The sequence below is a fragment of the Acidocella sp. C78 genome, assembly GCF_907164655.1.
In genome coordinates this window covers 57,339-69,981 of record NZ_CAJQZK010000078.1, presented here as the reverse complement: position 1 = coordinate 69,981, position 12,643 = coordinate 57,339, and the positions used below count along the sequence as shown (strand labels likewise).

The 12,643-nt window shown below is 71.1% G+C and carries 12 protein-coding genes, 1 pseudogene and 1 riboswitch; of the genes and pseudogenes, 8 read left to right on the top strand and 5 right to left on the bottom strand.

Going from position 1 to position 12,643, the window contains the following annotated elements; all coding sequences use genetic code 11:
* Window positions 1-82: 82 nt before the first annotated feature.
* From ACIDOCELLA78_RS86405 to ACIDOCELLA78_RS86380, 6 genes and pseudogenes are all read left to right on the top strand, one after another.
* On the top strand, window positions 83-1,372 hold the full coding sequence (locus ACIDOCELLA78_RS86405) for an efflux RND transporter periplasmic adaptor subunit (protein WP_249675473.1): 1,290 nt from the start codon (window positions 83-85) through the stop codon (window positions 1,370-1,372).
* A 10-nt stretch (window positions 1,373-1,382) separates the two neighbouring features.
* Window positions 1,383-1,550, top strand: a pseudogene (locus ACIDOCELLA78_RS86400) (ATP-binding cassette domain-containing protein); the annotation flags it as partial.
* A 107-nt stretch (window positions 1,551-1,657) separates the two neighbouring features.
* Entirely contained in the window at window positions 1,658-2,197 is a 540-nt protein-coding gene (locus ACIDOCELLA78_RS86395) for an ABC transporter ATP-binding protein (protein WP_283770823.1), read from the top strand.
* Window positions 2,107-3,486: an ABC transporter permease gene (locus ACIDOCELLA78_RS86390; RefSeq protein WP_249675470.1), complete on the top strand. Its 1,380-nt coding sequence runs from the start codon at window positions 2,107-2,109 to the stop codon at window positions 3,484-3,486. The genes ACIDOCELLA78_RS86395 and ACIDOCELLA78_RS86390 overlap by 91 nt, the downstream gene beginning before the upstream one ends.
* 60 nt (window positions 3,487-3,546) lie before the next feature.
* Window positions 3,547-3,608: riboswitch (Fluoride riboswitch) on the top strand.
* A 124-nt stretch (window positions 3,609-3,732) separates the two neighbouring features.
* Window positions 3,733-4,110, top strand: a complete 378-nt coding sequence (gene crcB / locus ACIDOCELLA78_RS86385; RefSeq protein ID WP_201728274.1) for a fluoride efflux transporter CrcB — start codon at window positions 3,733-3,735, stop codon at window positions 4,108-4,110.
* Between the two features lies 1 nt (window position 4,111).
* Window positions 4,112-4,435 (top strand): DUF190 domain-containing protein, encoded by a 324-nt coding sequence (locus ACIDOCELLA78_RS86380; protein ID WP_201728273.1) that lies wholly within the window; start codon window positions 4,112-4,114, stop codon window positions 4,433-4,435.
* Here the strand turns inward: ACIDOCELLA78_RS86380 and ACIDOCELLA78_RS86375 are convergent.
* The 4 genes from ACIDOCELLA78_RS86375 to ACIDOCELLA78_RS86360 are packed head-to-tail and all read right to left on the bottom strand — an operon-like array spanning window position 4,413 to window position 9,877.
* Window positions 4,413-5,726: an efflux RND transporter permease subunit gene (locus ACIDOCELLA78_RS86375; RefSeq protein ID WP_283770822.1), complete on the bottom strand. Its 1,314-nt coding sequence runs from the start codon at window positions 5,724-5,726 to the stop codon at window positions 4,413-4,415. The two genes, ACIDOCELLA78_RS86380 and ACIDOCELLA78_RS86375, sit on opposite strands and share 23 nt — an antisense overlap.
* Window positions 5,648-7,468 (bottom strand): efflux RND transporter permease subunit, encoded by a 1,821-nt coding sequence (locus ACIDOCELLA78_RS86370; protein ID WP_283770821.1) that lies wholly within the window; start codon window positions 7,466-7,468, stop codon window positions 5,648-5,650. The genes ACIDOCELLA78_RS86375 and ACIDOCELLA78_RS86370 overlap by 79 nt, the downstream gene beginning before the upstream one ends.
* Entirely contained in the window at window positions 7,465-8,511 is a 1,047-nt protein-coding gene (locus tag ACIDOCELLA78_RS86365) for an efflux RND transporter periplasmic adaptor subunit (RefSeq protein ID WP_201728272.1), read from the bottom strand. Before ACIDOCELLA78_RS86365 ends, ACIDOCELLA78_RS86370 begins: the two co-directional genes overlap by 4 nt.
* A gap of 4 nt (window positions 8,512-8,515) precedes the next feature.
* Complete coding sequence (locus ACIDOCELLA78_RS86360; protein WP_201728271.1) at window positions 8,516-9,877, bottom strand: TolC family protein; 1,362 nt, start codon at window positions 9,875-9,877, stop codon at window positions 8,516-8,518.
* A 134-nt stretch (window positions 9,878-10,011) separates the two neighbouring features.
* Between ACIDOCELLA78_RS86360 and ACIDOCELLA78_RS86355 the strand changes: the two genes are divergently transcribed.
* Both ACIDOCELLA78_RS86355 and ACIDOCELLA78_RS86350 read left to right on the top strand, forming a co-directional pair.
* On the top strand, window positions 10,012-10,710 hold the full coding sequence (locus ACIDOCELLA78_RS86355; protein ID WP_201728270.1) for a response regulator transcription factor: 699 nt from the start codon (window positions 10,012-10,014) through the stop codon (window positions 10,708-10,710).
* Window positions 10,707-12,116, top strand: a complete 1,410-nt coding sequence (locus ACIDOCELLA78_RS86350; RefSeq protein WP_201728269.1) for a HAMP domain-containing sensor histidine kinase — start codon at window positions 10,707-10,709, stop codon at window positions 12,114-12,116. The genes ACIDOCELLA78_RS86355 and ACIDOCELLA78_RS86350 overlap by 4 nt, the downstream gene beginning before the upstream one ends.
* A gap of 28 nt (window positions 12,117-12,144) precedes the next feature.
* Here the strand turns inward: ACIDOCELLA78_RS86350 and ACIDOCELLA78_RS86345 are convergent, their stop codons facing one another.
* Window positions 12,145-12,618, bottom strand: a complete 474-nt coding sequence (locus ACIDOCELLA78_RS86345; RefSeq protein ID WP_201728268.1) for a MarR family winged helix-turn-helix transcriptional regulator — start codon at window positions 12,616-12,618, stop codon at window positions 12,145-12,147.
* Window positions 12,619-12,643 lie beyond the last annotated feature (25 nt).

The following is a 12,643-nucleotide window of genomic DNA, read 5'->3' as shown; positions in this document are numbered from 1 at the left end:
GAACCGGCTGGTTTCACTGAAACTTCGTCGAAACGACCCTGAAGTGTAACATTCGCAATCAGCCTTCCGGAGACGGATTGATATGCGTCATGGCGTCCGCCCGCTGGCCGTGCGCAAGGTGCAACGCCATCCGCCGGCGGGCCGTTCGAGCGGATGCGCCGTGCAGGAGACGACGCATGAGCGGGACGCCGGGCGCGGATGCGAAGGGGATTTTGGCTCGGCGCGCGAGGCGCGCGGCGATGATGCTCACCGTTGCGGCGCTGGCGGCTGCCGGGGTGTTCGGCTGGCAGGCGGCGCAGCGGCGGCGGCAAGGGCCTGCCTACATCACCGCCGCGATTACCCGCGGCAACATCGTCGAGGCCGTGACCGCGACGGGGACGGTCAATCCCGTGCTCAGCGTGATCGTCGGCTCCGCGGTTTCGGGATCATCCAGTCGATCGACTGCGACTACAACACGATCGTGCGGCTCGGGCAGGTCTGCGCGCGGATCGATCCCCGCCCCTATCAGGCGGTCGTGGACCAGGATATCGCGGCGGTGGCGGTGGCGCGGGCGCAGCTCGCCAAGGATGCGGCCGGGCTCGACTACGCGCGCCGCAACGCAAGCCGGCTCGCGGCACTGGCGCCGCGTCAATATGCTTCGCGCAATGCCGCCGACAGCGCCAAGGCCGCGATGCGCCAGGGCGAGGCGCAGACCACGCTGGACCGCGCGGTGATCGCGCAGGACGAGGCCCGGCTCAGCGCGGCCCGCGCCAATCTTGGCTACACCGACATCGTCTCGCCGGTGAACGGCATCGTCGTCTCCCGCAACGTGACGATCGGGCAGACCGTCGCGGCCTCGTTCCAGACGCCGACCCTTTTCCTGATCGCCACCGATCTGACGCGGATGCAGGTCGATACCAATGTCAGCGAGGGTGACATCGCCGGTGTCCGGCCCGGGGAAACGGCGCAATTCACCGTGCTGGCCTTTCCGGGCAAGATGTTCGAGGGGCGGGTGACGCAGGTTCGCCAGTCGCCGCAGACGGTGCAGAACGTGGTCACCTATGATGTGGTGATCGCGATCGACAACCGCGACCTCGCGCTGAAACCGGGCATGACCGCCTCGGTCAGGATCATCACCGCATCGCGTGAAAATGTGCTGCTCGCGCCGGGACAGGCGCTGCGCTTCGCCCCCGCGGGCGCGACCGGTGGAACTGGGGCGGGCGCGCGGGTCTGGGTGATGCGGGACGGCAGGCCTGTCGCCGTGCCGGTGAAGACCGGACTTGCCGGCGACAACCAGACCGAGATTGCCGGCGGCGGGCTGCGGGTGGGCGATGCGGTGATCATCGGCGAGCGGCTGAAGCGCGTGGGCGCGCCCTGGGTGCCGCGATTCTGAAGGCGAGGGAATGACGGCGACACCAGTCATCGCGTTGCAGGGGATCGGCCGGAGCTATGGCAGCGGCGGGTTCGCGGTGCGGGCGCTGCAAGATGTCGATCTCGTGGTGGAGCGTGGCGAGTTCGTCGCCATCATGGGGTCGTCCGGATCGGGGAAATCGACACTGATGGCGATTCTCGGCTGTCTCGACCGGCCGAGTTCCGGGGAATACCGCTTCGAGGGCGTCGATGTCGCCGGGCTGGCGGAGCCGGTGCTCGCGGGATACGCAGCGCGCGGATCGGCTTCGTGTTCCAGAGCTTCAACCTGCTCGCCCGCACCAGCGCGCTCGACAACGTGGCGCTGCCGCTCGTCTATGCCACGGCGGGGTCGGTGGATGGCGCGGCGCGGCGGGCGCGGGCGCGGGCGGCACTCGACCGGCTCGGTCTCGCCGGGCGGGAGGCGAACACGCCCGCGCAGCTTTCGGGCGGGCAACAGCAGCGCGTCGCGATCGCGCGGGCGCTGATCAATGCGCCGCAGCTCCTGCTGGCCGACGAGCCGACCGGCAATCTCGACACCAGGACATCGCACGAAATCATGTCGACGCTGGCGGCGCTGAACCGCGAGCAGGGGGTGACGATCCTGGTGGTGACCCATGAGCAGGATATCGCGCGCTATGCGCGGCGGGTGCTGACGATGCGCGACGGGCGGATCGTCGCGGATGAGCGGCAGGACGCACCGGCCGGCCCGGCGGAATCGTGTCCGTCACCGCCGGCGGCGCCAGAGCCGGCGCCGGCCATGGCACCGCCCCGCGGAAGCAGCGGCGCGGCGCTCGCTTCGTCCGCATGATCGTCGCGGCGGCATTGCAGGCGCTGGCGCGCAACCGGCTGCGGGCGGCGCTGACAATGCTGGGCGTGTGCATCGGCGTGGCCGCGCTGATCGCCATGGTCGCGGTGGGCCAGGGCGCGAACCAGGCGATCCGCAAGCAGATCGAGGGATTGGGCACCAACCTGCTCGTGGTGCTGCCTGGGGCGACGACGGCGGGCGGCGCCCATGCCGGGTTCGGCAGTGCCTCGACGATCACGGTGGATGACGCGCAGGCGATCCTGCGCGAGGACCCGGCGGTGGGCCGGGTCGGCTATCTGATCCGGGCCGCGGCGCAGGTGCGCCACGCCAGCCAGAACTGGACCACCGCGATCCTCGGCGTCAGCCCGGATTATCCCGCGATGACCAACTGGCGGATCGCCGAAGGGCGGGCGCTTACGCCGCATGACGAGGTGGCCGGCGCGCTCGTCGGGCTGATCGGGCAGACGGTGCGGCAGATGCTGTTCGCACGCGGAGAGACGGCGCTCAGCGCCACCGTGCTGGTGAAAGGCGCGCCGATCCGCATCGTCGGCGTGCTCGCCGCCAAGGGGCAGACGCCGTTTGGCACCGATCAGGACGATGTGATGATGCTGCCTTTCAGCACCGCGGAGCAGCGGGTGCTCGGCGCCGCCGCGCCGAGCCGGGAGGAGACGCCGCTGAACTGGCCCTACCCGCCCTGGCCGAACCCCTATGCGCTGCAACCCCGGCTCGCCGGATATGTGAACCAGCTCTTCGCGCAGGCGGCGACGCCGCAGGCCGTGCCCGCGGCAATGGAGCAGATCGGCCGCACGCTGAGCCAGCGCCACCGGATCCAGCCGGATGGGCTGAAGGATTTCTCGGTGCGTAACCTGAGCCAGATCGCCGCAGCGGCGCAGGGATCGAGCCGGGTGATGGCGCTGCTACTCGCGATCGTCGCTTCGATCTCGCTGCTGGTCGGCGGCATCGGGATCATGAACATCCTGCTGGTTTCGGTGACCGAGCGAACCCGCGAAATCGGGCTCAGAATGGCGATCGGGGCGCGGCGGCTGCATGTGCTGCTGCAGTTTCTCGCCGAATCGGTGATCCTGAGCGTGACCGGCGGGCTGGCGGGCATCGTGCTTGGCGCAACGCTCTCCGGCGCCATCACGCTGTTCGCCGGCTGGCCGGCGCCGCTCTCGCCGCTGGCGGTGGCTGGAGGCTTCCTGTTCGCGGCGGGCGTTGGCGTGGGGTTCGGGTTCTATCCCGCGCGCAAGGCTTCACGGCTCGATCCGATCGAGGCGCTGCGCTACGAGTAAGCGGCGGCGGACAGATTGACAGCGCCCGGCCTCGCATCGCAATCATGACCCGCGCGGCCCGGCCGCGCCGGTGATGGGGTTCGCCGCAAACCGCCCGCGGGGCTGATGACTCCTGTTTCATTCCGTCAGACTCGGAGGAACAGGCGTGCCTATCACCCGACCTTGCCGAACGAACCGCGCGGCGCGCGCCGCTGCCGTTCCCCTCCCCAGCCATTCAAATGCATCGCCACGACAGAAAGGCAGTTCATGATCAAGACGCTTGCGTCAATCGCCGTGTTCGGCTCGCTCGGCTGCTGGGCGCGCTACGGCCAGACGATTTTCATGCAGGGGCTTTTCGGCCGCGGCTTCCCCGTCGCCGTTCTCAGCATCAACGTGCTCGGTTCGTTTGCGATCGGGTTTCTCTTCGTCCTGACCGCCGAGCGCGTCGCCATCGATCCGGCGCTGCGCACCGGTATCCTGACGGGGTTTCTCGGCGGTTATACCACGTTCTCGACCTTCGAGCTTGAATCCCTCATGCTGGTCGAGAACGGCGAGATCGCGAGAGCGGGGCTCTATGTGCTGCTGTCGGTCGTGCTCGGGTTCATCGGCGCCTTTCTTGGCGTCTATCTGGCAAGGAATGTCTGAGATGGAAGAACAGGCCACACTGGTGCGCATCGCCCTCGACGAATCCGACCACGGGCGGCGGCGGCATCTGATGCAGACCATCCTGGAGCGGCTGCGCGACGATTTCACGCTCGACGGGGTTTCGGTGTTCCGCGGCATCGCCGGAATGAACGGGCAGCGGATCATCCATGCCGCCGACCTGATGCATTTCGATGTCGACCTACCGCTGATGATCGAATTCTGCTGCGCGCCGGAGACTGCCCGCGCGGCGGCGGCGGCACTGATCGATCTGGTGCCGGAAGGGCATGTGATTTCCTGGCCGGTCACCCGGCATCTGCCGGGATAACAAGGCGCAGCAGCGCCGGCAGGGCGAACAGCACCAGCGGAAACGCCACCGCGAACCCCGAGATCACCGCGATGGCGAGCGGCTGCTGCATGCCGCTGCCCTGGCCGATGCCGAGTGCCAGCGGCAGCAGCGTCAGGATCGCGGCCAGCGTGGTCATCGCGATCGGCCGCAGCCGGTTGCGGCTCGCCGCGACCAGCGCCTCATGCCGCCCCTGGTGCGCGGCGAGGCTCTGGAATTCCGAGACGTAGAAAATCGCCATCTCGGTCGCGAGCCCGACGATCATCGTCATCCCCATCAGCGCGGTGATGTTGAGCGCCACACCCGAGAGATCGAGCCCGATGAACACCGCGAGGCTTGAGAGCAGCGCGGTGACGACGATGGCCCCGGCGATGACGAAGCTGCGGTAGAGGAACAGCAGCAACACGAATTCCGCCAGCACGGCGGCGACGAACACGCGGGCAAGGCCGATGAACGCCTTCTGCTGCTGCCGGTAGAGCCCGCCGAGCCGGTAGCTCATGCCCACCGGCAGCAGGCCCGGCCGCGCCAGCACCCGGCGCACTGCGGCAATCGCCGTCGAGATGCCGCCGCCGCTGATCCTCCCCGTCACCGCGACGATCTGGCGCAGATTGTCGCGGGCGATCTCCGGCCGGCCCGACACCGTGTTCAGCGTCGCGATCGCCCCGAGCGGCACCAGCGCGCCCGAGGGCGCGGCCAGCGGCAGGCGCAGCAGGTCGCCGGTCTGCGCGAAGGCGTCGCGCGGCAGTTCGAGCCGCACGCCGGTAAACCGATCCTGACCCGGCAGCGCGGTGACCACGCTGCCGCGCAGCGCCGTCGTCACCTGCCGCTCCACGGCGAGGGGATCGAAGCCGAACATCGCCGCCTTCGCCGGATCGACATGGATGTCGATCGTATCGCCGGCGATCACCACCCCGTCCTGCACGCCCACCACGCCCGGAATCTGCCCGATCGCCGCTGCCACCGTCTTCGCCGTGGCGTCCAGCCGCGCCGGGTCGCCATGCAGCTCGATCTCGATCGGCTCCGGCTGGCTCACGAGATCGCCCAGCAGGTCGGACATCAGCTGCGATTCGTCGAAATCAATGCCCGGTACGCGGTCGATGATGCGCCGGCGGATCCGGTCCATCACCGTCCAGATCGGCGCCCGCTGCCCGAGGGGGCGGAGTTGAACGAAAATGTCGCCCTGATACGGCTCGTTCAGGTCGCCGCCGAGCCCGGCGCCGAGCCGGGTCGACCATGTCGCCACCGCCGGGTCGGCGCGCAGGATATCGCCCACCTGCCGGACCTCGCGTGCCCCTCGGCCAGCGAGGTGCCGGGCCGCGCCTGATAGTTGATCACGAACCCGCCCTCGTCCATCCGCGGCATGAAGCCGGTCGGCACCACCGAATAGGCATAGGCGCCGGCCAGCGCGAAGGGAATGAGCGCCACCAGCAGCCAGGCCGGCCGCGCCACCACGCGGTCGAGCAAGCGCCCATGCACGCGCGCCAGCAGCGACTCCTGCGCCCCGCCGCCGGCGACCGGATCGTGCCACTTGTCGAAATCGATCAGCCAGCGCGCCAGCACAGGCACCGCGAAGGCCGAGAACAGCCAGGAGGCGATCAGCGTGGAGGCCATGGTGATGGACAGCGCCTTGAAGAAGGCGCCGGTCACGCCCGAGAGAAAGGCAAGCGGGACAAACACGATCAGTGTCGCCAGCGAGGAACCGGCGAGCGGCGCGAGGAATTCCTCGGCCGCCGCCAGCACCGCGCCGCGCGCCGCGATCCCGCCCGCGCGCCCGGCCCGCCGCGCGACGTGCTCGATCATCACGATCGCATCGTCGATCACCAGCCCCACCGCGGCGGCGAGCCCGCCCAGCGTCATGATGTTGAAGCTCATGCCCAGCAGCGTGAGGATCAGCACCGCGGTCGCCATCGAGGCCGGCAGCACCAGCAGCGCGATCAGCGTGACGCGCCAGCTCCGCAGGAAGCCGATCAGCACCAGCCCGGCCAGCACCACGCCGATCGCGATCGCATCGCGCACCGAGCCGGCGGCGGCGGTCACCAGCGTGCTCTGGTCGTACCATTTCACCAGCCGCACGCCCGCCGGCAGCCGTTTTTCATAGGCCGCCAGTGTCCGGCGCACCGCCGCGTCCACCTGCACGGCGTTGCCGCTGGGCTGCTGGAACACCTGCAACGTCACCGCGCGGTGGCTGTTCTCGCTCACCCGGTCATAACGCGGCACCCGGCCCATCTCGACCCGCGCCACCTGGCCGAGCCGCACCACCCCGTCCGACCCGCCGCCGACCACGATGCGCCGCACCTGCGCCATGGTCCGCAGCGTGTTCTGCTGCACCACCAGATAGAGACTGTCGTGATCGGTGAGCCGGCCGACCGAGGCGAGCACGTTCGCCCGCGACACCGCCTGCTCGACGCTCGTCAGCGTCACATGCATCGCCGCGAGCTTCGCCGGATCGACGATAACGTGCACTTCCGGCGTGTCGCCGCCCTGCACGCCGATCTTGGCCACACCCGGAATCCGTTCGAGCACCGGCAAGATGTGATATTGCGCGATCGTTCGCAGTTCCGCCTCGGAAATGCTGTGCGAGATCAGCGCATAGGCGATGATGGGAAACACGGTCGGGTCCATCCGCCGCACCACGTAGCGCGTGCCCTTCGGCAGGTCGGGTAGGCGCTGCGCCAGTGCTGCGTCGACCTCCAGCGTCGCCGCCCGCATGTTGGTGCCCCAGTCGAAATCGATGAACGCCTGCATCGACCCGCGCGAGGTGGTCGAGCGCACCCCGCGCACGCCGGGCAGCGCCCGCAACGCCTGCTCGACCGGCTGGGTCACCTGCAGCATCATCTGATGCGCCGGCCGCGCCCCTGAATCGATGTTGATCCGCACCCGCGGGAACGAGGTGCGCGGAAACAGCCCCACCGGCAGCGACAGCGCGCCGACCGCCCCGGCCAGCGCCAGGCTCGCCATCAGGAACAGGATCGCCTTCTGCTGGCGGCCGAGGAAGCCGGCGAAACTCGGTATCAATATCCCTGCTCCGCCTGCACGCGCACGGCGATTCCCGGTTTCAGCTGGGCATTGCCCGCGACCACGACCGGCAGCGCCGGATCAACAGGCCCGGCGACGATACTCTCGCCATGCGCGCTCGCCAGCACGTGGACGATCACCCGCACCGCATGGCCGGCCCTGACCTGCCAGATCACGTCGCGCCCCTCCGCCGGCAGCGCCGCGTCGCGCGGCACGAGCACACCGCGCACCGTGCCGGTATCGATGCGCGCGCGGACCATGGCGCCGATCAGCGCCGGCGCGCCGCCGAGCCCGACCGTCGCATTGACCAGCCCCGTCCGCGGATCGACCTCGCCGGACACCGTCTTGATCCGCCCGCGCAGCGCAGCGCCGCCAAACACATCCACCGAAGCTGGCTGTCCCGCGGCAAGGCGCCCGGCCTCGGTCGGATCGACGCCGACCACCGCGACCAGCCCCGCCCGCCGCACCACGGTCGCGATCGCCGTCCCTGGCGGTAACGTGGCACCTGGCGCGGCGGCAATCGCGGTGACAATGCCTGCGAACGGCGCCTCGATCGTCGCCGCAGCCCGGTCCGCCCCCTCGCGCTTCAGCGCGTCGAGCGTCGCCAGCGCGGTTCGCGCCGCCTGTTCCGACTGCGCCAGCTGGGTCCGTGTCGCGAGGTGCCGGGCCAGCAGCGCGCGCGTATGGGCGAGCACCCGCAGCGCCCCATCCCGCGCCGCGACGGCCTGCGCATAGGCGGCACGCGTCGCCGGCGCGGCGGCGATCCGGGCGATCACCTGCCCCTTGCGGACAGCCATGCCCGGCCGCGCCTCCACCGCCGTCACAACCGCTTCGTAAAAGGTCGTGAGCGTCCGTGCCGCTCCCATCCCCGGCGCGATCCGCCCATAGGCGGTGATCGTGCGCTCGAGCGCGCCCCTCGTTACCGGAATGGTGGTGACCAGCACGCTCGGCCCGGCGGCCAGGGCGGCGTTTCCCGCAAACCAAGCAACGGCCACCACCACCCCGGCAAGGCGCCGCGCGTCAGAGCAAAAAAATCGTGTCATCGCATCAGTCCTTGCCGGAAGCGGAGAGGGAGCGGATCGTCGGCAGCCCGGCGCCGAGCAGCGTGCGCAGCGACACCCGCCCGGCCGCGATCCGGCCCCGGAGGTCGATCGCCTCGGCCTGCCGGTTGGCCGCCGCGTCGATCAGGTCGGCCTCGGCGCGGGCGTCGATCAGCCCCGCCGCAAAGGCGCCTCGCGCCGCCGCCGCATCGCGCCGGGCGATCGCGGCGCGCCGCGCCGCCCGGCGATATTCCGCGCGAAGCAGGGTCAGCGCCTGTTGCGCCGCCTCGGCCTGCCCGGCCGCCCGATCGAGTGCGGCACGGAAGGCGGCCTTGAGCTGCCGGCGCGAGGCCCGCGCCACCGCGATGGCGCCGCGATGGCCATCGAACAGCGGCAGGTCGAGCGTGATCGTCGGCCCCAGGCTGGCCACCCTCGTGGTGTCGGTCCCGCCATTCACCGCGAGCGAGACCAGTGGAAACTGTGCGCGGAGTGCGGCGCGCAGATCGGCATTCGCCGCCCGATAGCCATAGCGCAGGGCGATCAGGTCGGGCCGCCGCCGGGCGAGGCTGCCGACCAGTGCGGCCACCCGCCGCGTCGGCAGCCCGGCGATGTCGGGCGAAGCGACCGGCAGCGCCGCGCCGGGCGCGAGGCCGAGCAACGCGGCAAGGGCGGCGTGATCGGCCTGCTCCCGCCGCGCGATGGCATCCCGCGCCGTCTCGATCCCGGCAAGGCTCGCCGCCGCCGCCGCCCCCGCGCCGAGGGCAAGATCGCCCTGCCGGATCGCCGCGCGCGACGCCCGATCGAGCCCGGCCAGCGCGCCGCGCGCCCGGTCCAGCGCGGCCAGCCGCCGCCGCTCGCCCCAGAGGCCGATCGCCAGCGTCTCCGCCTTCGCCGCCACCTGCCATTCCTGCCACTCGAATTGCGCCGCCGCCGCCGCCGTCCGCGCCCGGGCGGCGGACAGGCGCGGGCCGCGCGTGGCCAGCGCCGCAATATCCTGGGCGATGCCACCCGAGATCGACGGCGCGACCGCCGGCCCGCCGAGCAGGGCCGCGAACCCGCCGCTCACCTGCGGATCGGGCAGCAGACCGGCGGCGAACTGCCGGGCGGACGCCAGCCGCACCCCCGCCCGCCCGGCGGCCAACGCCGGATCGTTCAGCACGGCGAGCGCCGCATAGGCGCCGGGTGTCAGCGCGCCGCGCGCCGCAATCCTCCCGCCGCCCGGCAGCGTGCGGTCGAGTGCCGTGAGCGACACGGCGGCGGATGGGCGCAGCGCGAGCGGCGCGGGATGAAAACGGGCGCAGGCCGACAGGCCGAGCATCACGGCAAGCCCGGTGAGGCGGCGGAGGAACGCGAGGGGAGAGCGGATCACGCCCGGCTGGATGGCGGAGGGCTGCTGCCCCGCAGCTTACGCGGAGTTTGTGATTCGGTAATGTTTCCCGCCGTCGCTTGACCAGCGCGCCGCGACCATGATTCTCACGCATCGTGAATGACCGGACCGATGCGATGACGCGACCCAGCCTGGACATCCTGCTGGTCGAGGACGACGAGCTGACCGCCAATCTTGTGCGCGCCGCGCTCGGCGCCGAGGGGCATCTCGTCGCCGTCGCCGCCGATGGCCGGGCCGGCCTGCTGCGCGCCGCCGCCGGTCATGAGGGCCGGGCTTGGGACCTGCTGATCGTCGACCGCATGCTCCCTGGCCTCGACGGTCTCGCCCTGGTCCGCACCCTGCGCGGCGCCGGCCTGACGATGCCGGCGCTGTTCCTCACCGCCCTCGGCGGCATCGACGACCGGGTCGAGGGCCTGCGTGCCGGCGGCGACGACTACCTCGTCAAGCCCTTCGCCGCCGCCGAACTCGCCGCCCGCGTCGCCGCCCTGGCCCGGCGCGGCGAGATGCGCCCCTCCGGGCCGGTGCTCCGGGTCGACGATCTCGAACTCGACCGGCTCACCCGCGCCGTCACCCGCGCCGGCCGGCGCATCGACCTGAAGCCCCGCGAATACGAGGTGCTGGAATACCTGATGCGCCATGCCGGGCGCGTGGTGACGCGGACGATGCTGCTCGAGGATGTCTGGAACTTCCATTTCGACCCGCGCACCAGCGTGGTGGAGTCGCATGTCTCCCGCCTGCGCGCCAAACTCGGCGCCGGGCGCGAACTGCTGCACACCGTGCGCGGCGCCGGATACCGCATCGGCGACCCCGCATGACCCGGCGCTGGCTGGCACCCGGCCACCCCGCGATCCTGCGCACCTCCGGCGTCCGCCTCGCCGCCCTCGGCGCCGCGGTGGCGGCGATGGGGGCCGTCATCGTCTTCGTCGTCATCTATTACGGCACCCTCGGCTCCCTGCGGCAGACGCTCGATGCCTCGGTCACCAACGAGATCGGCGAGATCCTGCCGCAGGGAACGGCAACGCCGTCGGCGGAGGCGGCCGGCGCCATCCGCGCCGCCCTCGCGGAGAAGCCGTTCCGCATCTTCTACGCGCTGGCCGGGCCGAACGGCGCCGCCCTTGCGGGCAATCTGCGCCTCCCGCTGCCCGCGCCCGGCTGGCACACGCTGGACGCGCCTCATGCCGGCGGCTTCGCCCCAGGCGTGACGGAGCTGCGCGTGCTCGTGATCCGCCTGCGCGATGGCGCGTCGCTGCTCGTCGGCGTCGACGGCACGATGATCCATCGGCTGAACGCTCTGATCCGCCGCAGCTTCCTGATCGGCTTCGGCCTCACCCTCAGCCTCGGCCTCGTCGCCGGCATCGGCTTCGGCCGCAAGGCCCTCGCGCGGGTGAACGCGGTGAGCCTCGCCAGCCGCGAGATCATGGCCGGCGACCTGTCCCGCCGCATCCCGCTTGCCGGCACCGGCGACGAGTTCGACCGCCTGGCCGAAACCGTGAACGCGATGCTCGACCGCATGCAGCACCTGATGGAAAATCTCGGCGCCGTCGGCAACGACATCGCCCACGATCTCCGCTCGCCGCTGGCCCGGCTGCGCGAAACCCTCGAACTCGCGCAGCGCGACCCCGACCCGGCAGCGGCCGGGGACGCCATCGCCGAGGCGATCGCGCAGGTCGACGGCGCGCTGGCGCTCTGCGGCGCCATTCTCCGCCTCGCCCAGATCGAAACCGGCGCCCGCCGCGCCTCGTTTTCCGACATCGACCTGAGCGACCTGCTGGACCGGCTGGTCGAGACCTACGAGACCGTGGCGGAGGAGGCGGGCCACAATCTCGTCGCTCATGTTCCTCGAAGCCTTTCCATCCGTGGCGATGCACAGCTCCTCAACCAGATGTTCGCCAATCTGATCGAGAACGCGATGACCCATGCGGGCGAGGCGGCGCGCATCGCCCTCGTCGCCGTCGCCGCGGCGGCCGGCGTGGTTGTCCGCCTGGAGGATGACGGGCCCGGCATCGCGCCGGAGCAACGAGGGGCCGCGCTGCGCCGCTTCGGCCGGCTCGACCCGGCGCGCCACCGGCCCGGCTACGGCCTCGGCCTGCCGCTCTCCGCCGCCATCGCCGAGCTGCACGACGCCGCCTTCACGCTCGATGCCGCCGCACCCGGCGCCGATCGCCCGGGCCTCGCCGTCACCCTGGTCTTTCCGGCGGGCGATGCCTCCAGACCTGGGTAACGATGACGTCGAGCAGCGGGCGGCCCACTCACGACCGGGATTTGCAGTGCACCGCTCCGTTGCGCGCGGTGCCGCGAACCCGGCGCCGATAACGCTGGATGCGCGTCAGCAGGTGCCGTAACTCGGGGCCGATCTGTTCCAGCTCGTCGAGATGCGTTTGCGACAGCGCGGCGAGCCGCGCTTCTCCGCTTTCGGTCAACGCCAGCCGCACCCGCCGCCCGTCCTCGGGATCGGTCGCCCGCATGACGAAACCGGCGGCCACCAGCCGATCGACCAGTTCCACCGCGCTGTTGTGCTGCAGGATCAGGAACGCCGCCAGGTCGGACACGCTGGCGCTCCCCCGGTCCTGCATGGCGCGGATGCCGAGCAGCGCCTGATGCTGGCGCGGCGTCAGCCCGTCGCGCCGGGCGGCGGCCTCGCTGAAGGCGATGAATTTCCGCAGGGCAAAGCGGAACGAGGCCAGCATTTCGTAGTCCTCGTCGGTCAACCGCGCATCGGCCATGCTGTCTCCTTTTTCCGGCTGGTTG

Excerpts from the sequence above, each read along its gene's own strand:
- crcB (WP_201728274.1), top strand. The coding sequence starts at position 3,733 with ATGATCAAGACGCTTGCGTCAATCGCCGTGTTCGGCTCGCTCGGCTGC.
- ACIDOCELLA78_RS86365 (WP_201728272.1), bottom strand. The coding sequence starts at position 8,511 with ATGACACGATTTTTTTGCTCTGACGCGCGGCGCCTTGCCGGGGTGGTG.
- ACIDOCELLA78_RS86380 (WP_201728273.1), top strand. The coding sequence starts at position 4,112 with ATGGAAGAACAGGCCACACTGGTGCGCATCGCCCTCGACGAATCCGAC.
- ACIDOCELLA78_RS86345 (WP_201728268.1), bottom strand. The coding sequence starts at position 12,618 with ATGGCCGATGCGCGGTTGACCGACGAGGACTACGAAATGCTGGCCTCG.
- ACIDOCELLA78_RS86350 (WP_201728269.1), top strand. The coding sequence starts at position 10,707 with ATGACCCGGCGCTGGCTGGCACCCGGCCACCCCGCGATCCTGCGCACC.
- ACIDOCELLA78_RS86355 (WP_201728270.1), top strand. The coding sequence starts at position 10,012 with ATGACGCGACCCAGCCTGGACATCCTGCTGGTCGAGGACGACGAGCTG.
- ACIDOCELLA78_RS86405 (WP_249675473.1), top strand. The coding sequence starts at position 83 with ATGCGTCATGGCGTCCGCCCGCTGGCCGTGCGCAAGGTGCAACGCCAT.